Below are 22,509 nucleotides of genomic sequence, written 5' to 3'. Positions count from 1 at the left end.
ACAACCTAATCCTACCAAATAAGGAAGGTAACTAGAATAATCATTAGATCAGATATATCATGACATCGTACAATCCCTGTCATATCGGCATTTTTTGCATGCTAGGTCTCTCAAGCAATATGCTCATATCAACCTCTGGTATGCTCATTTGTAACGTTTGTACCCCTCACTTAATCCCCAATAACAAAAAAAGACCACTACATTTGTCTCCAAATGTGTGATCTTGAATGTCTTCTGGCTTGCTGTTATAAAATATCAGGCTCCAAATCTCTGACGATAACCGCACTTTCTACACAACTCTTCTACAGCTTCGCGTTTGGAGAAGCCATATACCAGATTGTTCGCTCGCTCACCCTCAATAATCTCCGAGAATGACTTCTCGTGAACGTTACCGAGGTTAATGACACCCTCGCCATCAAGACAGCATGGAACCACCGTTCCATCTACAAGCACAGCTGCCTGACCGCGAAGTGCATGGCAGAAGCCTTTGCCGTCATCTTCAGGTGCATCCAGACTTGGCCACCGGAACTCATGGTCCTGATTCAGGTATACATTCGGGGCAATTTTGACCCCGCTACCTGGAACTACTTTTTCCTCAATGCGGAAATCCAGATTGAACTCACGTTCCAATACTTCAAGGGTCTCCCGATTTCGATTCATCTGAGCATTCGTGAAGTTATCCTGTGTCAGATTCCACAACCGAAATGAGATGATGACATTGTGCTTAACGGCCTCGTGTACAAAGGACAAAATATGACGCAGATACCCGTCACGATCTGTTGAACCTTCATGCCCATCGAAGCTGTGCAGGGAGAAATTCATCTGCCGCAGCGCCGGTTTGCCAAGCAATTTATGCTGAGTCTTGGGCAGCAGTGTACCATTCGTTGTAATGTTCACCTTGAGTCCCTTCTCATGTGCGGAATCGAGCAACAGATCTATTTTGGGATGCAACAAGGGTTCACCTTTGACATGTAGATAAATATGATTGGTGTGTGGTTTAACTTGATCCAGTATATTGTTGAAGACTTCAGGGTCAATGAATCCTTTGGCACGCTGTGTCTGCGGACAGAAGCTGCATGCCAGATTGCAGATACTCGTGATCTCAATATATACTTTTTTGAACGTTTTCAACTCGGGTCCCCATTCTGCTTCGGAGGGAGAACAATCCCACCTGCATTTTGTGATCCGGCCAATATGCGCCACCACTATTATATCGGGTTAGGGAGCCCAGGTAAATTGTTCAGTTGTTCGGGTCTGACTCCAAGTTCATCTCAACAATTCCATCATGCTGCCTCTTTACAGTTCATGTTCAAGTGATATATGCTGAACACACAACTGCATATCTTGAACTTTTGCACTAGGGGAGCCTTGCGGCTGAGACGAATATGACTATTCGGACCCTTTGAACCTGATCTGGATCATACCAGCGGAGGGAAGTGGAGCGGCCTTTTAGTAAGCGGAATTTTTCATGTATGTGAAGATAAATTGCGGATTTAACTTACAGACCCACTCATTTCTCCGGAAATGGGTGGGTCTTTTTTGTTCCTTTTGCAGAGTATAGGATGCCGTTGTTATTGCAGTAGTCTGACATCAAGGGGGTGAGGATCAGATGGATAACCATGTAACCATTCACAACGTAAGCTTTGCTTTTCCCGAAAAAAAAGAGTCCCCTGTGCTCTCCAATGTGTCGCTTCAGGTTCAACAAGGAGAATTTGTCTCGCTCATCGGCTCCAGCGGATCAGGTAAAAGCACGCTCTTCAAGCTGCTCGCAGGCTTGCATGAACCAACCGTTGGCACCATCGATATAGCTGATGTCCCGCAAGGACAACGGCTCGGACGAGTCGCCTATATGCCGCAGAAAGATCTGCTGTTATCCTGGCGTACCGTCATGGAGAACTGCATGCTGCCTGCCGAGCTTGCACCAGGCCGACAGGACAAGGACAAGTTACGGGCAAACATCCTAGCTGGGTTGGCAAGGTTCGGCCTGTCGGGTTATGAACAGGCCTACCCGGATGAGTTATCCGGCGGCATGCGGCAGCGGGTGGCATTTCTTCGTACCTTGCTTACAGGCGGGCAGCTCATGTTGCTGGATGAACCCTTCGGTGCACTCGACGCCTTAACCAAACGAGAAATGCATCGCTGGTTGCTGGAGCTTTGGGAGGGCATTGGCCAAACCGTGCTGTTCATTACACATGACATCGAAGAAGCCCTGCTGTTAAGTGACCGTATCATTCTGTTAACTCCAGGGGGGCAAGGTCAGCAGTTGCGTGAGATGACGGTTCCTTTACCACGCCCAAGGCATTCGAACATGATCTACGAACCGGCTCTCGTGCAGATGAGACAACAACTGGAGGAACAATTGCATGCAAAGCGATAGAGCTGAGGTCAGCGTCTGGGCGTGGTGTTCGAAGTGGCTCTCTAGGTCGTTTTCCCAATGTGGTTTGTTTATTATGCTCATGTTCTTATTACTGGCGATCTGGGAAGTGATCGTGCGTATGGGATGGGTGCCCTCCTTCATCATTCCTGCACCCACGGCCATCATAGGCTCACTGGTTGAGCATCGTCGTCTGCTGTTGACCATCCATTTGCCTGCTACCTTTATGGAGGTTGTTGTTGGTTTTGTCTTGTCCATAGTGACTGGAATTACGCTAGCAACAGGCATGCATATGAACCGATCGATTGAAAAAGCCTTGTATCCCTTCATCGTGATCAGTCAGACCATCCCGCTGATTGCCTTGTCTCCCGTATTTATCTTGTGGTTTGGTTACACGTTGTGGAGCAAAGTCGCGGTGGTGTTCTTAATCGCATTCTTCCCCATTGTGGTCAGTACCTACGATGGACTCCGCCAAGGCGATCCGGAGCAGCGTGAACTACTGCTCACCATGGGCGCCAGCAAATGGGATATTTTTTGCAAACTCCAGGTTCCACTGGCACTTCCCTCTTTTTTCTCGGGGCTAAAGATGTCTGTGGTGTACTGCGTGGTTGGGGCAACGATTGGCGAATGGCTCGGTGGTAGCAAAGGTCTAGGGTACTTCAGCCGTCGTATGTCCAGCAACATGAACACGGATGCGATGTTTGCCGCCATTTTGCTGTTATCCCTGCTTGGGATCGTTTTGTTTGTACTGATTACCTGGCTGGAGAAACGGTTTAGCATACGGCGTCATCGTCATGGAGGCAAAAGAAACGTTGGATAATACTTAGACAGAAATTAGATGCAAATACAGTATTTACAATCTTCAAAACAAAACATATCTTATGCACAATTTCAGCAACATCTTCAATCAGTTCATTGTCACATTATCGTTAACATGCTGTTGCCCATTTTCTACAAATCAAAACGATGAAATGAGGAACTTCATTTATGAATAACAAAGGTATATACTCCCTGCTTCCCATCATACTCATTAGCCTTTTGCTGATCGTTAGCGGATGCAGCACCACAGACACTAGCCAAAATACGCCAACAACAGATTCGGCAACCAATACACAGCAAACAGATCCGTCTGCAACCGAACCAGCATCAGACGCCAAAGATAAACTGTCTATCATGCTCGACTGGTACCCGAATGCAGTACACTCCTTCATCTATGTGGCTCAGGAAAAAGGATACTTTGCAGACCAAGGTCTGGATGTCGATATTCAGATGCCTGCGGATACCAATGATTCGCTCAAACTTGTTGCTGCCGGAAAAATTGATCTGGCCCTAAGCTACCAGCCCCAAATTTTGCTCGCTCGTGGTGAGAACATTCCTGTACGATCCATTGCTGCTGTTGTTCGCCACCCGCTTGTGCATCTGTTGACCGAAGCGAATGGCAACGTAAGTTCACCCAAAGATCTTGAAGAAAAGACTGTTGGTTATTCCTCCATTCCTCTGTACGAAGCGATGGTACGCACGATGATCAGTAAGGATGGCGGCAATCCCGACAACATAAATCTGGTCGACGTTGGGTTCGATCTGATTCCTTCGCTGGCTTCCGGACAAGCGGATGCGATTATGGGTGGTTTTATTAACCATGAACAATTGATTTTGGAGAAAGAAGGACATGCCATGAAATCGATTAACCCCGTCGATTATGGTGTGCCTGATTATTATGAATTGGTCCTGACTGCAAGTGAAGCTGGCATTGAAGCAAAAAAAGACCAACTTACCCGGTTCGTCAAAGCGGTCCAGGAAGGACAGAAATATGTGACTGAGCATCCAGAAGAAGCCTTGAGTATTCTGCTCGCTCATGAGAATGAAACATCACCGCTTGACCCGGAGATCGAAACCAAAAGCCTGGCAATTCTGCTACCACTCATGAATGAAGAAGGCCAACCATTTGGTCGGCAGGAAATGGAATCGTGGGAAAATGTACGTACATGGCTCGTTGAACAGGATTTGATTCCTGAATCGGTGAAAGCCGAGGATGCTTTTATTACTCTGCAAGGAGAGTAAATAAAGGAGAGCAACGCGAATAAAGGAAAAGTGATTGAACATAAAGGGAATGAAAGCAATGTGATTAAAAGCAAAGTTAGCAAAACGTAGGATCGAATGCATGAAGTTTTGCGAAATGGAATTGGCCTGAAGCAAGCATCGGAGGATCAGAATTTATAACAATCCTAAGTGGCTTGATGTGCATCTGGGCAGATTGATATGCGTTTGGGTGGCTTGTTGATATGTATTTGGTAATGTAATTAGCGCTTATCTTCAAGCCTACTGGGAGCTGAAACGCTCCTTAACTTGATCGAAACAGAGCATGCTACGACCGCTAACGAATCTGAGGCGTCCTATTCAGGGATTTGGAGCGGTTGCAGAAATCTAAAGAACCTGAAACATGTTATATCAGAATAAATAGCTGTTTGCAGCGTTTTGGTCAGGAGATTCTGGGAATAACGTGTCTGATGTTCCTTACATTTCAAAAGGAGGACCTGACAGCCAAATAAGACGTCCTGTGTTCTTTAGAAACATCGTCTGACCAGTCGTGCCCCGATCGATCGTGCCCCAATCAGTTGGGTATCGACCAGCCTGGACTTCAAGACACTGGTTGGATGCTAACATCCATCACAGTATTGCTTGCCTGAGTTTGGAGAAATACCCTGGGTTCACTTTCTGTATTTTGTATCGTTTCGTTTTTTACTGTTTCGCTAGATATCGATCAGAATGATTCAATTTGTCTATATCCAGTTCCAAAAATCCATTTTAGTGAGTTATGAAATTGATTTAGATTTTACGTTTCTGCTTTTCCCGCATTAATGCATCTGGCTGTTGTTAGACTCTGCGCCCCAACTCAACAAGGGAACTCATATCCAATTATTCTGTTGAGTGACTCCAGATATCGGACTTCCGCCGATCGGGTTACTTCAAAACAAGGAGGAAATTATATGTCTTATCTGGAACGTGTTCGTACGCAAAATCCGCTGGTACACAATATCACTAACCTTGTCGTGGCTCCCTTCACAGCCAATGGTCTGCTTGCACTCGGTGCGTCCCCTTTTATGGCCTATGCTCATGAAGAGGTCGCTGATGTCGCCAAGATGTCAGGAGCCGTGGTACTCAACATCGGTACACTCGATGACAAAGTCGTTCAGGCAATCCGTCTGGCAGGCCAATCGGCTAATGCGCATCACGTGCCTGTGGTGCTTGATCCGGTTGGAGCTGGCGCAACCACCTATCGCACGGAAACCGTGCAGATGCTCATTCGTGAACTTCGTCTCACGGTACTGCGCGGCAATGTGGCAGAGGTCGCTAATGTCATCGGTGAGAGTTGGAGTATTAAAGGTGTGGACGCAGGATCAGGTGAGGGCGACCGAATCGGCATTGCGGAGCGGGCAGCGCATAAACTTGGCTGTGTCGTGGTCATTACCGGAAAAGAAGATATTATTACTGATGGACAATCCACATTCCTCACGAGTAATGGTCATGCCCTGCTCACTCAGGTCACAGGTGCTGGCTGTCTGCTCAGTTCAGTGATTGGCGCTTTTACAGCCATAGCGGAATCAGGAGCCGATCTTCTAGGCAGTGTTGTTGAAGCGCTAGCGTTTTATGGTGTAGCAGCTGAACTGGCGGCAGAGCGGACAGCTCATCAGGGGCCGGGTAGCTTCCAGATTGAATTGTTGAATCAACTGGCACAAGTAACACCAGACCTCTTGGCAGAACGCGCACAGATCCGTCAGATCCGTGGAGGTGCAGTATGAGTATTGCTCAAGCGCTAACCATTGCAGGCTCCGATAACGGGGGCGGCGCAGGCATTCAGGCCGATCTGAAAACATTCCAAGAACTTGGTGTATACGGCATGACCGTTATCACCGCTATTGCTGCCCAAAATACAACTGGTGTGCAGGGCGTTTTTCCCATCCCTTACGATGGCATTGCCCAGCAATTGGACTCGACCGGCGAAGACTTTCAACCAACCGCAACGAAGACCGGCATGTTATATAGTGCCGAGATTATTCGTCTAGTCGCTGAGAAATGGCAGCAATACCGTTGGGCTAATCTGGTCATCGACCCTGTGATGGTAGCCAAAGGTGGCGCCCCCCTTCTCCAGCAGGAAGCTGTAAAGGCGTTGGTTACGGATCTGTTGCCCCATGCCCTGATCACAACACCCAATATCCCGGAAGCGGAACTGCTTACCGGGATGTCTATCACCAATCTGAGCCAGCGGGAAGAAGCCGCAAGACGGATTGTACAGATGGGCTCAACGTATGCTTTGGTCAAAGGTGGTCATGATGAAGGAAGTGGCATGATCGTGGATGTGCTCTACGATGGGCAGTCTTTTCATTATCTGGAGAATGTTCGTGTGGTAACCCGTCATACACACGGAACGGGGTGCACATACTCTGCTGCCATCACCGCAGAGTTAGCCAAGGGTTCACCTGTTCTGGCTGCCGTTACGACCGCGCGAGCATTCATTCAGGCAGCCATCGAAGATGAGCTGGGGATTGGGGCCGGACATGGGCCGACAAATCATTTTGCGTATCAGCGCAGACAGCGGGGTGAGCAGTGATGCGCCCTTGGGATGCAGAAGCGGTACGACGCGCGATGCAGGTATATTTAGTGATGGGCAGCGTCAATACAAAGCAAGACCCTGTGGAAGTGCTGCGCCAGGCCATTGCTGGCGGCATTACGCTGTTCCAGTTCCGTGAAAAGGGAACTGGCGCCCTGGTCGGCGAAGCTTGCATCACGCTTGCAATGCGGCTTCGCGAGGTGTGCAGCCAGCACGGGGTCCCGTTCATCGTGAACGATGATGTGGAGCTGGCTGTAGCGGTGGAGGCCGACGGCATGCATGTCGGCCAGGATGATGCGGACGCGGCGCTAGTACGCGCCCGCATTGGAGATGGGCGGATGCTTGGCGTATCCGCCCACTCTGTGGATGAGGCGCGCCGTGCGTTGCAGGCGGGCGCCGACTACCTTGGCGTCGGGCCCATGTACCCGACGCGCTCCAAAGCGGATGCCCATGCTGTGCTGGGCCCCGCAGGGGTGGCGGAACTGCGCGCCGCAGGCATCGCAGTTCCGATTGTGGGTATCGGCGGCATTACGCCCGATACCACGGCCGCCGTAATGGCGGCTGGAGCCGACGGAGTAGCCGTCATCTCCGCCATCGCGGGCGCGGCCGACGTGCGCGCAGCGGCTGCGCAGTTCGCTGCGGCAGTGCGCGGGATGCAGGCGTAGCCCTGCTCTCCCTGCACTGCCAGCCCCGTGGGCTGCACCGCATACATGGTGCAGCCCACAACTGCTCACGCTCCTCTCCATAACAGAGGAGCCTCAAAAAACCCCCGCGGCGCGGCAGCAACCCATGTCTTCGACATAGAAGCACAGCCGCTCCCCTACAGTGACTGAATGTTATAATAATTCAGTCATATCCAGTCACATCCTGTCATCAATCCATGATCAAGATGCAGCTTCCATGCTCGCATCTTGTTTTTTCATTTTCAACGGTTGACTCTCACGTAACGTGACACTGTACAATCGGTGTTGTAAGGAGGTTTCACACATGGCCATGAAGGTAAAGGAAGTTGCCGAGCTTGCCTCGATCAGTGTGCGCACACTGCATCACTATGATGAGATCGGACTATTAACCCCGGACGAAGTGACTTCCGCCGGGTATCGATTATATTCAGATGCCAACCTGGAACGGTTGCAGCAAATATTGTTTTTCAAGGAACTCGACTTCTCTCTGAAGGAGATCAAAAACATTATAACCAACCCCTCCTTCAATCCGGAAGAAGCACTTAAAATGCATCGACTTATACTGCTGGAGAAGCGCCAACGCTTGGACCAGATGATTGCTACCATTGATAGAACGGTTTTACACGTGAGAGGAGAAATTAAAATGACAGCCAAAGAACAATTCGAAGGATTTGATTTTAGCCAGAATCCGTATGAACAAGAAGCGCGGGAACGTTGGGGAGACCATGCCGTCGATCACGCAAATCAGAAGCTGCACAGTAAATCAACCACAGATCAGAAGGCTCTATCCAATCAAATGAACGAAATCTACAAGCGTCTAGCCGCACTTCGTCACACAGAACCAGCATCTGCCGAGGCACAGGCCGGTATTCAAGAATGGTACACCTGGCTGAATCAGATGGGAAGCTACTCGCCTGAAGCCTTCAGAGGACTTGGTCAGATGTACGTGGACGATGATCGCTTCACGCGTAATATTGATCAGTTTGGCGATGGTTTGGCAGTATTTATGAGAGATGCTATGGCTGTATTTGCTGACCAAAACAAATAATATAACCCTGTATTCAACCACATACAGTTTTATTTAATTCTCATTGTCGTCAGATGTGTACTGTAAACGATAGTCTTGAACTTAGAGCTCTGTCCTCTAGTGATAAAAGTAATCCCTCGTCATCAGCTTTATTCACAGTAAATGACCCTTCGGATAACTGAACCTACCTTTTGGGGTGAACATATCTTTCTTGTAATTAACCTTATGAACATGCTGGATATTTACTAGGGTTATGTGGTAAGTAATTTAAATCGATCCGAATTGTTGCAAAAGTTATGAGCAATATCCCCCTACCTGGTGTATACACAAAAGGGACGTACACCCTCAGGCGTATCGTCCCTATGTATGTAAGTATCTCAGCCGCAATGTGAACAAGCCTAACTGCTGCTCACTCTGAGTACTTTATAAATATCTTTTAAAGTAGATGCTCTTTACTACGTTTTTCTTCTGCTCCCAGCCCTTCGATATAATCGTTTCACCAGATGCTTAGGATGATGAGCATTAAGTTTCTTCTGTCAAACGTTCTTCATTTTACTGCCAAGCGTCCACCGTCTATCCGATTAAGCTCTTGGTGCGTGATCCGATGAAGATGCATCCGTAGCTAGACTGGTTCTCGCCATCCGGCCAGGAATCTGCCATGCAGACACAATCGCAAGCACGATGAATAACAAATCAATCGGTTGACTGAAGTACTCCTGGAAGGTTTCCACAAACGCACTGATCATCTCGCTATCAAACACAAGTTCCATCACGCCGACATCACCAAACAGTTCGGAAGTAAAATAAACCACCGTCAGATATTTCCCCAACAAAATGCCGACAAGTGCAAACAGTACGGCAATAATCTTATGTACCGTCGCAATTTGTTTATTGGAGAACAACACAACTGCGTAACCTGTGAGCGCTCCAATCAGAATCGCAATTAATCCCACCTCATAATCGGTCATTGCAGCAATAGCTGCCCATACGATGCCTCCCAGAATGGCTGCAATTAAGCCACCAATGATCGGCATACCGATTTTAACTCCTTGTTTCTCTTCCACGTTGTCTTTCCCTCCTGAGTCATGCATATGCTTCTTTTCCAGAATTCACCTTTCCTATGAAACCACAAAAAGACTTATTATTCAACATTTTTCTACTTTTGGTGCCATGTATTTACATAATAGAAAAGATATATTAAGCATCTATTTCCTTATTCGCTCGAATATCATTTTAGTTTTGTCCACAAACATCTCATAATCATTCCCTTGGCACATAAAAAAACACCCCTCCAACAGCATAATAGCCGTAGAAGGGATGTTGTCCATATCTGTATCATAGATATAACCAATGTAACCGAGAAAACTACATTGAAAACCTCTCTCTATCTTACCTTTGCACTTCCTTGGAAGGCTGAATGACAGCTGCAATCTGTGCCAAAATGGCATCCACCGATGCCGGATCATGCACATCATACTCATCAATGTTCAGACGCAACACAGGGCAAGCTGTAAACTGATCAATCCACACGGAATAGCGCTCGTGCATGTGTTCCCAGTACGAACGGTCCGTCTGAATCTCCATCTCGCGTCCGCGTTCCGTAATACGGTTTAAAATCGAAGGCAGACTGCCTTCCAGATAGATCAGCACGTCTGGATGTGGGAAATACGGTGTCATCACCATCGCTTCAAATAAACTGCTGTATGTCTCGAAATCTGTAGCAGACATGGTTCCTTGATCTGCATGCATTTGTGCAAAAATGCCCGTATCTTCATAGATGGAACGATCCTGTACGAATCCGCCACCCAGTTCAAAAATCTTTTTCTGTTCCTTGAATCGCTCTGCCAGGAAATAAATCTGCAGATGGAAGCTCCAACGCTCAAAGTCATGATAGAACTTCTCCAAATATGGATTATGATCAACTTGCTCTAGAGAGGTCTTGAAGTTCAAACGCTGCGCAAGTGCAGCCGTTAACGTGGATTTGCCCACCCCAACCGTACCTGCTACCGTAATTAATGCATTCGTTGGAATGCCATAGTTATTCATATGATATACTCCTTTACCTGATTAACAATTTGCCTGAAGTGTTCAGGATGTTCCACAAAGTCGAGTTGCTCTGCATTGACCTTAATGATTACTGGCGGATTTGAGCTATTTGCCAGATAGTCCATGCCTGTTTTGTAATCGGCGATCAGTTGTTCCATATATGCCGGGTCCATATCCTGCTCAAATGAGCGTCCACGCTTGTTAATGCGGTACATCAACGTATCGAGTTCAGCTTCAATATAGAGCACCAGGTTGGGCTTTGGCAGATCATCTGTTAACAGATGATAGATTTGACGATATTTATCCCGTTTCGTTCCCTTTAAGGTACGATCGGCAAAAATCATATTTTTATAGATATGATAGTCTGAAATGACTGGGGTATTCTGCTCTACATAATGAACGCCCGTGTCTTCCAGTTGTTTAAACCGATTACACAGAAAAAACATTTCCAATTGGAAACTCCACTCGTCGATATCCTGATAAAAGGAAGCCAGAAATGGATTCTCTTCTACGATTTCTTTAACTAACGGAAGATTCAATTCATGGGAAAGCATCGTTGCCAGCGTTGTTTTCCCCGCTCCGATCGGACCTTCCACGGCAATAAACGGGGCTGATTTCATCGTGTTCACTGTTCCTCCTCGTACTTATGCGTGTTTCCGTTTTCTATATAGACCTCACCTATTGTATCACAGCTTTAAGGATTGGAACGCCAGTATTTTATGTATATAACAAGTCAAATCACAACTATTGAATTACATTAAAATAAAAAAGACACACTCGATATCATCAAGTGTGTCTTCCTATTGCTTGGCGGCGTCCTACTCTCCCAGGACCCTGCGGTCCAAGTACCATCGGCGCTAGAGGGCTTAACGGTCGTGTTCGGGATGGGTACGTGTGGAACCCCTCCGCCATCGCCACCAAACGCATAGCTTAGCTTACATTTCAGAGATCGTTCTCTGAAAACTAGATTCGAAACGAAACATGCGATTTAGAACTTGCTATTGGATAAGCCCTCGACCGATTAGTACTGGTCAGCTCCATGCATTGCTGCACTTCCACCCCCAGCCTATCTACCTCGTCGTCTTCAAGGGGTCTTACATACTGGGAAATCTCATCTTGAGGGGGGCTTCACGCTTAGATGCTTTCAGCGTTTATCCCGTCCGTACATAGCTACCCAGCGGTGCTCCTGGCGGAACAACTGGTACACCAGCGGTACGTCCATCCCGGTCCTCTCGTACTAAGGACAGCTCCTCTCAAATTTCCTACGCCCACGACAGATAGGGACCGAACTGTCTCACGACGTTCTGAACCCAGCTCGCGTACCGCTTTAATGGGCGAACAGCCCAACCCTTGGGACCTACTTCAGCCCCAGGATGCGATGAGCCGACATCGAGGTGCCAAACCTCCCCGTCGATGTGGACTCTTGGGGGAGATAAGCCTGTTATCCCCAGGGTAGCTTTTATCCGTTGAGCGATGGCCCTTCCATGCGGTACCACCGGATCACTAAGCCCGACTTTCGTCCCTGCTCGACTTGTAGGTCTCGCAGTCAAGCTCCCTTATGCCTTTGCACTCTTCGAATGATTTCCAACCATTCTGAGGGAACCTTTGGGCGCCTCCGTTACTCTTTAGGAGGCGACCGCCCCAGTCAAACTGCCCACCTGACACTGTCCCCGCACCGGATTACGGTACCAGGTTAGAACCTAGATACGATCAGGGTGGTATCCCAACGTTGCCTCCACACAAGCTGGCGCTCATGCTTCAAAGGCTCCCACCTATCCTGTACAGATCGTACCCAAATTCAATATCAAGCTGCAGTAAAGCTCCATGGGGTCTTTCCGTCTTGTCGCGGGTAACCTGCATCTTCACAGGTATTAAAATTTCACCGGATCTCTCGTTGAGACAGCGCCCAAGTCGTTACGCCATTCGTGCGGGTCAGAATTTACCTGACAAGGAATTTCGCTACCTTAGGACCGTTATAGTTACGGCCGCCGTTTACTGGGGCTTCGGTTCACAGCTTCGGGATTGCTCCCTAACCACTCCCCTTAACCTTCCAGCACCGGGCAGGCGTCAGCCCGTATACTTCGCCTTACGGCTTCGCACAGACCTGTGTTTTTGCTAAACAGTCGCTTGGGCCTTTTCACTGCGGCCCCCTCGTGCTATTCACACTACCGGGGCACCCCTTCTCCCGAAGTTACGGGGTCATTTTGCCGAGTTCCTTAACGAGAGTTCTTCCGCGCGCCTTAGAATACTCTTCTCGCCTACCTGTGTCGGTTTGCGGTACGGGCACCATCACCTGGCTAGAGGCTTTTCTTGGCAGTGTGAGATCATGACCTTCGCTACTATAATTTTCGCTCCCCATCACAGCTCAGCCTTACAATGTGCGGATTTGCCTACACATCAGCCTTACTGCTTAGACGGACATCCATCAGTCCGCGTCACTACCCTACTGCGTCCCCCCATTGCTCATAACGGCTTACGGTGGTACAGGAATTTCGACCTGTTGTCCTTCGACTACGCCTTTCGGCCTCGCCTTAGGTCCCGACTTACCCTGAGCGGACGAGCCTTCCTCAGGAACCCTTAGGCTTTCGGCGGATCAGATTCTCACTGATCTTTTCGTTACTCATACCGGCATTCTCACTTGTATAATGTCCAGCGCTCCTTACGGTACACCTTCAACCCTTATACAACGCTCCCCTACCCCTGATGCAAAGCATCAAGCCATAGCTTCGGTGGTGTGTTTAGCCCCGTTACATTTTCGGCGCAGAGTCACTCGACCAGTGAGCTATTACGCACTCTTTCAATGGTGGCTGCTTCTAAGCCAACATCCTGGTTGTCTGTGCAACTCCACATCCTTTCCCACTTAACACACACTTGGGGACCTTAGCTGATGGTCTGGGCTGTTTCCCTTTTGACAATGGATCTTAGCACTCACTGTCTGACTCCCGGAAGTAAGTCTATGGCATTCGGAGTTTGACTGAGCTTGGTAACCCTTGCGGGCCCCGCACCCAATCAGTGCTCTACCTCCACGACTCTGTTTTCCGAGGCTAGCCCTAAAGCTATTTCGGGGAGAACCAGCTATCTCCGAGTTCGATTGGAATTTCTCCGCTACCCCCACCTCATCCCCGCATTTTTCAACATGCGTGGGTTCGGGCCTCCAGTGCGTGTTACCGCACCTTCACCCTGGACAGGGGTAGATCACCCGGTTTCGGGTCTACGTCCACGTACTAAGTCGCCCTATTCAGACTCGCTTTCGCTGCGGCTCCGGCTCTTCACCTTAACCTTGCACGGGAACGTAACTCGCCGGTTCATTCTACAAAAGGCACGCCATCACCCCTAAAACGGGCTCTGACTTTTTGTAAGCACACGGTTTCAGGTTCTATTTCACTCCCCTTCCGGGGTGCTTTTCACCTTTCCCTCACGGTACTGCTTCACTATCGGTCGCTAGGAAGTATTTAGCCTTGGCAGATGGTCCTGCCGGATTCATACGGGGTTTCACGTGCCCCGCACTACTCGGGATCCGTCTCGGAGGGAACCAACTTTCAACTACAGGGCTTTTACCTTCTTTGGCGGGCCTTTCCAGACCTCTTCGCTTAACCGGTTCCTTTGTAACTCCATGTGAGACGTCCCACAACCCCAAAGAGCAAGCTCCTTGGTTTGGGCTTCTCCGCGTTCGCTCGCCGCTACTGACGGAATCACTATTGTTTTCTCTTCCTCAGGGTACTTAGATGTTTCAGTTCCCCTGGTATGCCTCTGCATAACCTATGTATTCAGTTATGAGTAACTGGAAATTACCCCAGCTGGGTTTCCCCATTCGGACACCCCCGGATCAAAGCTTGCTTACAGCTCCCCGAGGCAGTTTCGTTGTTCGCCACGTCCTTCATCGGCTCCTAGCGCCTAGGCATCCTCCGTGTGCTCTTAGTAGCTTAACCTCGTGCTCCGGTTTCGACTGCTCGCTTCCCTTGGTTTGCTTGCGCAAAGCCAAAAGTCGCTCCCATTCGATACCATCGTACGTGCAATCTACCGTTTTTATTGAAACTTGTTTAACACAAGTTCAGCTAAAAAGGAATGTTCTAATTCGCGTTTGTTTCGTTTCGATATCTAGTTTTCAAAGAACAAGCTCCATGCAAAAGCAAGCTGTTTTGAGAGTTTGAGCTCTCAAAACCGAACAACGAGTGAGTGTTTTGCAGCTAAGCTGCATATTTGAATGTTTCCGTTGCAGGAAACGATTCTCCATAGAAAGGAGGTGATCCAGCCGCACCTTCCGATACGGCTACCTTGTTACGACTTCACCCCAATCATCTATCCCACCTTCGGCGGCTGGCTCCTTGCGGTTACCCCACCGACTTCGGGTGTTATAAACTCTCGTGGTGTGACGGGCGGTGTGTACAAGACCCGGGAACGTATTCACCGCGGCATGCTGATCCGCGATTACTAGCAATTCCGACTTCATGCAGGCGAGTTGCAGCCTGCAATCCGAACTGAGACCGGCTTTGTTGGGATTGGCTCCATCTCGCGATTTCGCAGCCCGTTGTACCGGCCATTGTAGTACGTGTGTAGCCCAGGTCATAAGGGGCATGATGATTTGACGTCATCCCCACCTTCCTCCGGTTTGTCACCGGCAGTCTATCTAGAGTGCCCACCCGAAGTGCTGGCAACTAAATATAAGGGTTGCGCTCGTTGCGGGACTTAACCCAACATCTCACGACACGAGCTGACGACAACCATGCACCACCTGTCTCCTCTGTCCCGAAGGAAAGATACATCTCTGCATCGATCAGAGGGATGTCAAGACCTGGTAAGGTTCTTCGCGTTGCTTCGAATTAAACCACATACTCCACTGCTTGTGCGGGTCCCCGTCAATTCCTTTGAGTTTCAGTCTTGCGACCGTACTCCCCAGGCGGAGTGCTTAATGTGTTAACTTCGGCACCAAGGGTATCGAAACCCCTAACACCTAGCACTCATCGTTTACGGCGTGGACTACCAGGGTATCTAATCCTGTTTGCTCCCCACGCTTTCGCGCCTCAGCGTCAGTTACAGCCCAGAGAGTCGCCTTCGCCACTGGTGTTCCTCCACATATCTACGCATTTCACCGCTACACGTGGAATTCCACTCTCCTCTTCTGCACTCAAGTCACCCAGTTTCCAGTGCGATCCGGGGTTGAGCCCCGGGATTAAACACCAGACTTAAATGACCGCCTGCGCGCGCTTTACGCCCAATAATTCCGGACAACGCTTGCCCCCTACGTATTACCGCGGCTGCTGGCACGTAGTTAGCCGGGGCTTTCTTCTCAGGTACCGTCACCTTGAGAGCAGTTACTCTCCCAAGCGTTCTTCCCTGGCAACAGAGCTTTACGATCCGAAAACCTTCATCACTCACGCGGCATTGCTCCGTCAGGCTTTCGCCCATTGCGGAAGATTCCCTACTGCTGCCTCCCGTAGGAGTCTGGGCCGTGTCTCAGTCCCAGTGTGGCCGATCACCCTCTCAGGTCGGCTACGCATCGTCGCCTTGGTGAGCCGTTACCTCACCAACTAGCTAATGCGCCGCAGGCCCATCCCCAAGTGACAGATTGCTCCGTCTTTCCAGTTTCCTTCAGGCGAAGAAAACAATTATTCGGTATTAGCTACCGTTTCCGGTAGTTGTCCCAAACTTGAGGGCAGGTTGCCTACGTGTTACTCACCCGTCCGCCGCTAACTATCAGAGAAGCAAGCTTCTCTTCAAGTCCGCTCGACTTGCATGTATTAGGCATGCCGCCAGCGTTCGTCCTGAGCCAGGATCAAACTCTCCAATAAAGTATTGAAAAGAGCGATAAGCTCATTTTGAATCTGACGAGATTAAAAATCTCATTTATGCTCCAGTCGATTCAAGCCAAGGCTTGTTTCAAACTTTCGCGTTTCATTCTGCAAGCAGAATGTTTACTCACTCGTTGTTCAGTTTTCAAAGATCAAACTTGTTTTGTTACCGAATGTTATTCTCTTCAGCAACTCTTATATAATATCATGTCCGAACCAACTTTGCAAGCTCTTTTTTTCAAGTTTCTTTCGAAGCTTATTTGATTTGCTTGCCGCACCAGTGTTAAACCGTGTTTTCTTGGCCGGATTAATAATATATCACGTATAGATATTAATTACAATACTTAATTTCAATAAAATTCATTTACTACAAATCAACTACCTTTACTGTGTTGCTCTCCTCTATCCCAGTGTAAAGTTTATTATAGCTTAAATGACATTTTTTCCATTCATACATCGCAATACATGTCCAATTTATTTTAAACTTATTAGCTTACATCTCCTCTCATATATTTTAGCTTCATTAATATGCTCAATTTAGGTTGTCCTTTTATCAACATCTTTCAAGATTACTGGGGTGACTGTAAGTTACCACGAGTATAAGTAGAACTACTATAGAAGATACACAAGAAAGTGATGCACGCATATAACTATACGTGAACCACTTTCTTGTGTGTTATTACATTATATATAGAAGGAAACTCTTAATGTTGTGCCTGCGCTGATGCTGGAGGCGTCATCGTCAACTGTCCATTACCTGCTTTTTGCATGCCAACTCGCAGCAACGTAATTCCCCACGTAATAATGGAGATCAACAGAAGATGAACCATGTATCCACCTACTGCCTCTCCACTATAGATCAAACGCATAAATCCCTGTACCCCATTTGAAGCGGGCAGAAAGTTTCCGATATAACGGTAGAATGGCGCCAGCATCTCGGCTGGAATGATATTTCCTGCTGTCATCAACTGGAGTGGAACCATCGCAACATTAAATAGAGGGCCTGCATTGCCAAACAGGGCAAAACTCATCTGTGTAAAACAGATACACGCCAGACTCACCAGCACATGATACAGATACAACGCGCCGAAGGAGCTCGCCACATCCGTGAACAGAAGAGCAACTGTATCCACTATTAGAGGAACGATCACTGCTATACACAATAACAGCAATTGCCGTCCCCAGAAGATTTCCCATTTGGAGTGGTTACGTTTCATGATATTCGATGTAATATTAAACTGAATGTTCATAGTCATCGAAGCAATATAGGTGATAAAACCCAGAATCATGGGCAGCATCGATGTTGCAAAATCACTCACGCTGTTCGTTTTATTAATTTCAGCCTTCACAGGCCCTTCATTCATCTTCGCCATCGCTTGTCCAATGGCTGCACTCAGTTCATCGCTGTTTATACTATCGTTATTGAGTGTCACTTGAACCTTGGATTCCAGAATCCCTTGGCCCATTTGTGCAGTCATTCCGGTCGCAGCATGTTCCACAATGGATTTGGCTATATCGGCATTTCCCTGATTGATATAAAAGGACAAGCTCGCCTCTGTACCTCCTTCTATCTGGTCAGTGAATCCTTCCGGAATAACAATAACCATCGCATAGTTACCTGCATTCATCTGTTGCTCAGCTTCCTCGGCAGATCCCAGAACATTGACATGGAAAGGCGCGAGCGTTTCAATCTGCTTCTGCACCTCTGTTCCCTGTGTCCCATCTTCGTTCACAAGAGCCACTTGAAGTTGATCCACTCTCTCCGTGGCTTGATGATAACCCGTCATCCAGATCACAACAAATAACAGCGGAACAATCAATGCAAAAACCAACCCTATTTTTGTCTGTGGCACTTTAAGAAAATCTTTGAAGCTTTTCATTCGTTCACGACTCCCATTAGTTAAAATTAAAATAATTGCACTACATATATATGCACATGCACATATTTGCTCAAAAAAATTTATTTCATCTTTTCATAGATGCGATTCATCACATTCATGAATGCTTCAAGCTCTTCAGGAGAACATTCGGCGAGTGCCTCTTGCTCTTGCTGTTTTGCCTTTGGTGTCAGAACGTTATTCATTTCCAGTCCTTCCGCCGTCAAACAAAGCAAAACCGCTCTGCGGTCCTGTGGATCTTCTTCTCTTGTCACCAAACCTTTGCGAATCAACTTGTCTATAATTTTGCCTACCGTTGTCTGGTCCCGCACTGTTAATTCAGCAAGTTTTTTCTGTGATATATGGCTTCCAGCCTTGCTCAATTCATTCAAGACTGCAAATTGTTCCGGAGTAATATCCTGTTCACTCAGATTTCTGGTTGTTGTTTTTTTGTATGCCAGATACGTCCGTGACAGAATCAGTCCAAGTGGATTTTCATCCATATTAACAGGCATGCTGATGCTCCTTTCTCTATATAGTAGCACTACCATCTAATTTGCGTAAGCTCTATATTATTACCATATTTACATTACTGTCAATTTAATTTTTTATCTTTTCAAGCAAAAAGAGACCCACCCGTTAGTCAGGCAGCTCTCTCCTCTGGCATCGTCAAGCCATACTTACTCGGGCTTGCCACTTGAAGTTTCGGTATCGTCCTTCTTCTTTGTGCCTTTACTTTTATAAGGCTTCGGTGCACTTTTCGCCCGGTTAGCAGCGGCTTGCCAACGGTTCCAGCCTTTTTTACCCGTACCACGGCCGGTGCCGCCTTTTCCTTTTGCATTGCTCATGTTATCACTCCAATAATCCTGTATATGCTTAAAAATGACCGTCCTCGGTAACTTATTATGCAACCCAGCCCATCTAATTCACTTCCAGCATTTCTTATTATACCAAAAATCCACGTCTTTACGTCCATTTCCATAAATCATTGTATTGTTATTCTGTTATGAAAGCGGTATAGTGGACATAATTGAAAGAGGAAGCTGCGTCTTCTTCGGGATTGTTACTGGTAAGCAGGCGATACCCAAACCAAGGCTGTCTATTAAGCCTTAGTTTGGGTTTTTTGTTATTATTATGACCAATTGAGGTGAAACACATATATGATCATCCGTCAGATTTTTAACAACAATGTCATCCGGGCTGAGAACCAGGTTGGTCACGAATTTGTTGTCATTGGCAACGGTCTTGGCTTCAAAAAGAAAAACGGACAGCCTGTGGATGAGGATAAAATCGAAAAAACCTTTGTGCTGAAATCGGATAAAATACCGCAAAAACTCATTGATCTGATTGGGGAAACGTCGGTCGAATATTTGAAGTTAGCAGACGAAATTGTAGGCCATGCCAAACAGGAAATGGGCGATATTTTTAGTGATAATATCTATATCTCATTGATTGATCATATTCAGTTTGCCATTACCCGGTACCGTAAATCCGTCGGGCTGAAAAATTCCCTTTTGTGGCAGATCAAGAAGTTTTACAAAAAGGAATTTGGGATTGGCATGAACGCTGTGGAGCTGATCCAGGAACAATTCGGCATCCAGATGGATGAACATGAGGCCAGCTTTATTGCGATGCATTTTGTAAACGCTCGTCAAGATGCTCAAGGCATGAAACAAACCGTTGAAATTACTGAAGTTATTGATGATATCTTCAACATTGTGACCAACCATTACCACATCGCCCTGGATGAAAATTCATTTAATTATTCCCGGTTTATTACTCATCTTCAATATTTTGTGCAGCGAATGTTGAGTAATGAACAGGAGCAATTTGCTTCAGGAGATAACTTTCTGTATGAACAGGTGAAGGACAAATATAGCAAGGCATTTGAATGCACGCAACGGATCAATCAGTACCTTGAGGACAAGTTTGAAAGTGCCATGTCCATTGATGAAAAGGTGTATTTGACGATCCATATTCAACGTGTCACTTCTCGTAACGAGCTACTCGATACAGAATAAAAAAAGCTTGCAAACGATTTCGGCGTCATATATAGTAGGTTTCACAACTTAACGACAAGGATTGTTACTGCTCAAGCAGGCGATACCTAAATGATTGGCAACAGGTCATCTTTCCGATGATCATAGCCATTCGTTTAGGTATTTTTTTGTTTTCAGGCAATCTTAACAACAAAGGAGAATGAACATGGATCATAAAAAAATGGGGGATGACATCGTTCGTCTCGTCGGTGGAGAAGCCAATATCAATGGTCTTGTCCACTGTGCGACCCGGCTGAGATTCGACCTGAAAGATTCGAAAAAGGCCGAACGCGAAACGCTGGAAAAACACGATGGTATTATTACCGTTGTCGAAAGCGGCGGCCAGTTCCAGGTGGTCATCGGTAGTAACGTAGCTCATGTATATGCGGAGATTATGAAAAACCGGGATTTCGGAGGAGATTCCTCCTCATCGGCTGAGTCCACAGGGGAAAAAACCTCGCTATTATCCAAAGTTTTTGAAATTATATCTGGAAGTTTCTCGCCTTTAATCCCGGCTATGGCAGGATCAGGTATGCTAAAAGCTTTGCTGACTGTCCTGACCATGCTCGGATGGATGTCGGATACAAGTGACACATACCTGATTCTATCTGCTGCCGGCAACGCTGTATTTTATTTCTTGCCCATTTTCCTGGGCATCACACTGGGTATGAAGCTGAAAGCCAATCCTTATGTAGCTGGCGTAATTGGTGCCGCTCTGATGGAACCGAGCTTCACCGGGCTGATGGATAAGGGCTCAGATGTATCATTCCTGGGTATACCGGTTGTGATGATGAATTATTCAGCCAGCGTCTTCCCAATCTTCATATCGATCAGCATCTACGCTGTTCTCGATAAGTTACTCAAAAAAATCATTTTGAAAGACCTGCAATTGTTCCTTGTACCGATGATTGCTTTGATGATTATGGTTCCTCTGTCCGCAATGGCCTTTGGACCGTTCGGTACCACGGTAGGTGACTGGATCTCCTCTGGCGTAACTTGGCTCATTGGTGTCAGCGGTATATTATCAGGGGTTGTACTCGGTGGATTCATGACCTTCATGGTTGTCTTTGGACTCCACTGGGGCTTCACTCCAATCACGATACAGAATATCGGGGTTGGCGGCGATCCGATTGAAGCCATGGCTGCTGCAGCTGTATTTGCACAAATCGGTGTAGCCTTCGGTATTTTCCTGAAAGCCAAAAAGAATAAAACCCTGCGTACTCTTGCTGGCTCGACCAGCCTTACCGGTTTGCTTGCAGGAGTAACTGAACCAATCGTATATGGTCTGATCCTGCGTTATAAACGTGTGATTCCTATCGTGGTTATCGCAGGTGCGATCGGCGGTGCCATCAATGGCCACTTTGGTGTTAAAATGACTGCTTATGTGTTCCACAATATATTTGCCATTCCTGTCTATACACCAACGGTTGTCTACGTGATTGCGATTGCCTGCTCCTTTGCGGTAGCCGCGGTATTAACGGTGATGTTTGGTTACGAAAGCAAAATCAAAGATACAGTTTCCGAGACAAACGAATCTGTCTCCACATCGGCTGAAAGTACACCAGCAGAACTTCCTGTCGTACTTGAGACTAAAACAACAGAAATCAAGAAAGAACAAATTTATAGCCCACTTACAGGTAAAGCCGTAGCATTGAGTACCATTAACGATCCCGCCTTTTCGACTGGTGCTATGGGCAAAGGTTTGGCGATTGTCCCTGAGATTGGCGAAGTTGTCGCTCCGGTGGATGGTGTTGTCACTTCCCTCTTCCCGACTGGACATGCCATCGGGTTAACAACCAACGCAGGAACGGAAATTCTGATTCATGTTGGCATCAACACAGTAGCGCTGAAGGGAAAACACTTCACTCCTGTCGTTCAGGAAGGTGATATCGTCAGACAGGGCGATCTGTTGATCCAGTTTGACATCGATAAGATCAAGGAAGCCGGATACGAAACCGTAACACCTGTCATTGTGACTCTAACGCAACAAGAAGTGGATGTGTTCGAAACAACTCAGAAACAGGTACAGAAAAATGATGTCCTGCTGACTCTCGTTGTCTGACAC

16 protein-coding genes, 3 rRNA genes and 1 riboswitch are annotated in these 22,509 nt (G+C 47.4%); of the genes, 9 read left to right on the top strand and 10 right to left on the bottom strand.

Features of this window, described 5'->3' with window-relative positions; translation table 11 throughout:
• Window positions 1–255 precede the first annotated feature (255 nt).
• Complete coding sequence (locus tag MHH92_RS04495) at window positions 256–1,131, bottom strand: radical SAM/SPASM domain-containing protein (protein ID WP_340902233.1); 876 nt, start codon at window positions 1,129–1,131, stop codon at window positions 256–258.
• A 218-nt stretch (window positions 1,132–1,349) separates the two neighbouring features.
• Window positions 1,350–1,452, top strand: a riboswitch (TPP riboswitch).
• A 157-nt stretch (window positions 1,453–1,609) separates the two neighbouring features.
• On the opposite strand from MHH92_RS04495, the gene MHH92_RS04490 reads away from it, so the two are divergent.
• The 7 genes from MHH92_RS04490 (at window position 1,610) to MHH92_RS04460 (ending at window position 8,714) form a co-directional block, all read left to right on the top strand.
• Window positions 1,610–2,377 carry an ABC transporter ATP-binding protein gene (locus tag MHH92_RS04490; protein WP_340902230.1) on the top strand — a complete coding sequence of 256 codons (768 nt, stop codon included), beginning with the start codon at window positions 1,610–1,612 and terminating at the stop codon, window positions 2,375–2,377.
• Complete coding sequence (locus MHH92_RS04485) at window positions 2,364–3,194, top strand: ABC transporter permease (protein ID WP_340902227.1); 831 nt, start codon at window positions 2,364–2,366, stop codon at window positions 3,192–3,194. Before MHH92_RS04490 ends, MHH92_RS04485 begins: the two co-directional genes overlap by 14 nt.
• A 167-nt stretch (window positions 3,195–3,361) precedes the next feature.
• Window positions 3,362–4,435: an ABC transporter substrate-binding protein gene (locus tag MHH92_RS04480; RefSeq protein ID WP_340902224.1), complete on the top strand. Its 1,074-nt coding sequence runs from the start codon at window positions 3,362–3,364 to the stop codon at window positions 4,433–4,435.
• 926 nt (window positions 4,436–5,361) lie between these two features.
• Window positions 5,362–6,174 (top strand): hydroxyethylthiazole kinase, encoded by an 813-nt coding sequence (gene thiM, locus MHH92_RS04475; protein WP_036672665.1) that lies wholly within the window; start codon window positions 5,362–5,364, stop codon window positions 6,172–6,174.
• Window positions 6,171–6,983: a bifunctional hydroxymethylpyrimidine kinase/phosphomethylpyrimidine kinase gene (thiD, locus tag MHH92_RS04470; RefSeq protein ID WP_076253492.1), complete on the top strand. Its 813-nt coding sequence runs from the start codon at window positions 6,171–6,173 to the stop codon at window positions 6,981–6,983. The genes thiM and thiD overlap by 4 nt, the downstream gene beginning before the upstream one ends.
• Window positions 6,983–7,648: a thiamine phosphate synthase gene (thiE, locus tag MHH92_RS04465; protein WP_315372077.1), complete on the top strand. Its 666-nt coding sequence runs from the start codon at window positions 6,983–6,985 to the stop codon at window positions 7,646–7,648. Before thiD ends, thiE begins: the two co-directional genes overlap by 1 nt.
• Window positions 7,649–7,970: 322 nt before the next feature.
• Window positions 7,971–8,714 (top strand): MerR family transcriptional regulator, encoded by a 744-nt coding sequence (locus MHH92_RS04460; RefSeq protein WP_315372078.1) that lies wholly within the window; start codon window positions 7,971–7,973, stop codon window positions 8,712–8,714.
• Between the two features lie 560 nt (window positions 8,715–9,274).
• Here MHH92_RS04460 and MHH92_RS04455 read toward each other — a convergent pair.
• The 9 genes from MHH92_RS04455 to MHH92_RS04415 form a co-directional block, all read right to left on the bottom strand.
• The gene (locus tag MHH92_RS04455; RefSeq protein WP_053061447.1) at window positions 9,275–9,757 is read right to left on the bottom strand and encodes a hypothetical protein; all 483 of its coding nucleotides are present in this window, start codon (window positions 9,755–9,757) and stop codon (window positions 9,275–9,277) included.
• Window positions 9,758–10,082: 325 nt separating this feature from the next.
• Window positions 10,083–10,739, bottom strand: a complete 657-nt coding sequence (locus MHH92_RS04450; RefSeq protein WP_036672670.1) for a deoxynucleoside kinase — start codon at window positions 10,737–10,739, stop codon at window positions 10,083–10,085.
• The gene (locus MHH92_RS04445) at window positions 10,736–11,359 is read right to left on the bottom strand and encodes a deoxynucleoside kinase (protein ID WP_076253494.1); all 624 of its coding nucleotides are present in this window, start codon (window positions 11,357–11,359) and stop codon (window positions 10,736–10,738) included. The genes MHH92_RS04450 and MHH92_RS04445 overlap by 4 nt, the downstream gene beginning before the upstream one ends.
• Before the next feature lie 185 nt (window positions 11,360–11,544).
• Window positions 11,545–11,661: ribosomal RNA gene (rrf, locus tag MHH92_RS04440) — 5S ribosomal RNA — on the bottom strand.
• A gap of 79 nt (window positions 11,662–11,740) precedes the next feature.
• Window positions 11,741–14,668: ribosomal RNA gene (locus MHH92_RS04435) — 23S ribosomal RNA — on the bottom strand.
• A 307-nt stretch (window positions 14,669–14,975) separates the two neighbouring features.
• Window positions 14,976–16,528 (bottom strand): 16S ribosomal RNA (locus MHH92_RS04430).
• The 16S, 23S and 5S rRNA genes sit together here, the layout of an rRNA operon.
• Window positions 16,529–17,232: 704 nt before the next feature.
• Complete coding sequence (locus MHH92_RS04425; RefSeq protein ID WP_340902210.1) at window positions 17,233–18,408, bottom strand: YhgE/Pip domain-containing protein; 1,176 nt, start codon at window positions 18,406–18,408, stop codon at window positions 17,233–17,235.
• Window positions 18,409–18,488: 80 nt separating this feature from the next.
• A complete protein-coding gene (locus MHH92_RS04420; RefSeq protein WP_036605963.1) occupies window positions 18,489–18,920 on the bottom strand; it encodes a MarR family winged helix-turn-helix transcriptional regulator in 432 nt (143 codons plus the stop codon).
• A gap of 165 nt (window positions 18,921–19,085) precedes the next feature.
• Window positions 19,086–19,253: a DUF3934 family protein gene (locus tag MHH92_RS04415; protein WP_074093608.1), complete on the bottom strand. Its 168-nt coding sequence runs from the start codon at window positions 19,251–19,253 to the stop codon at window positions 19,086–19,088.
• Between the two features lie 312 nt (window positions 19,254–19,565).
• On the opposite strand from MHH92_RS04415, the gene licT reads away from it, so the two are divergent.
• Together licT and MHH92_RS04405 are read left to right on the top strand one after the other, a co-directional pair.
• The gene (licT, locus tag MHH92_RS04410) at window positions 19,566–20,426 is read left to right on the top strand and encodes a BglG family transcription antiterminator LicT (RefSeq protein ID WP_076329489.1); all 861 of its coding nucleotides are present in this window, start codon (window positions 19,566–19,568) and stop codon (window positions 20,424–20,426) included.
• 184 nt (window positions 20,427–20,610) lie between these two features.
• Window positions 20,611–22,506, top strand: a complete 1,896-nt coding sequence (locus MHH92_RS04405; RefSeq protein WP_340902200.1) for a beta-glucoside-specific PTS transporter subunit IIABC — start codon at window positions 20,611–20,613, stop codon at window positions 22,504–22,506.
• Window positions 22,507–22,509 lie beyond the last annotated feature (3 nt).

It is taken from the genome of Paenibacillus sp. FSL M7-1414 (genome assembly GCF_038003195.1).
In the GTDB taxonomy this organism is placed as follows: domain Bacteria; phylum Bacillota; class Bacilli; order Paenibacillales; family Paenibacillaceae; genus Paenibacillus; species Paenibacillus amylolyticus.
Note: the sequence above shows the minus strand (reverse complement) of the source record. Positions and strands in the feature narration are given on the sequence as shown.

Excerpts from the sequence above, each read along its gene's own strand:
- MHH92_RS04490 (WP_340902230.1), top strand. The coding sequence starts at position 1,610 with ATGGATAACCATGTAACCATTCACAACGTAAGCTTTGCTTTTCCCGAA.
- MHH92_RS04485 (WP_340902227.1), top strand. The coding sequence starts at position 2,364 with ATGCAAAGCGATAGAGCTGAGGTCAGCGTCTGGGCGTGGTGTTCGAAG.
- MHH92_RS04480 (WP_340902224.1), top strand. The coding sequence starts at position 3,362 with ATGAATAACAAAGGTATATACTCCCTGCTTCCCATCATACTCATTAGC.
- thiM (WP_036672665.1), top strand. The coding sequence starts at position 5,362 with ATGTCTTATCTGGAACGTGTTCGTACGCAAAATCCGCTGGTACACAAT.
- thiD (WP_076253492.1), top strand. The coding sequence starts at position 6,171 with ATGAGTATTGCTCAAGCGCTAACCATTGCAGGCTCCGATAACGGGGGC.
- thiE (WP_315372077.1), top strand. The coding sequence starts at position 6,983 with ATGCGCCCTTGGGATGCAGAAGCGGTACGACGCGCGATGCAGGTATAT.
- MHH92_RS04460 (WP_315372078.1), top strand. The coding sequence starts at position 7,971 with ATGGCCATGAAGGTAAAGGAAGTTGCCGAGCTTGCCTCGATCAGTGTG.
- MHH92_RS04450 (WP_036672670.1), bottom strand. The coding sequence starts at position 10,739 with ATGAATAACTATGGCATTCCAACGAATGCATTAATTACGGTAGCAGGT.
- MHH92_RS04445 (WP_076253494.1), bottom strand. The coding sequence starts at position 11,359 with ATGAAATCAGCCCCGTTTATTGCCGTGGAAGGTCCGATCGGAGCGGGG.
- MHH92_RS04425 (WP_340902210.1), bottom strand. The coding sequence starts at position 18,408 with ATGAAAAGCTTCAAAGATTTTCTTAAAGTGCCACAGACAAAAATAGGG.
- MHH92_RS04420 (WP_036605963.1), bottom strand. The coding sequence starts at position 18,920 with ATGCCTGTTAATATGGATGAAAATCCACTTGGACTGATTCTGTCACGG.
- MHH92_RS04415 (WP_074093608.1), bottom strand. The coding sequence starts at position 19,253 with ATGAGCAATGCAAAAGGAAAAGGCGGCACCGGCCGTGGTACGGGTAAA.
- licT (WP_076329489.1), top strand. The coding sequence starts at position 19,566 with ATGATCATCCGTCAGATTTTTAACAACAATGTCATCCGGGCTGAGAAC.
- MHH92_RS04405 (WP_340902200.1), top strand. The coding sequence starts at position 20,611 with ATGGATCATAAAAAAATGGGGGATGACATCGTTCGTCTCGTCGGTGGA.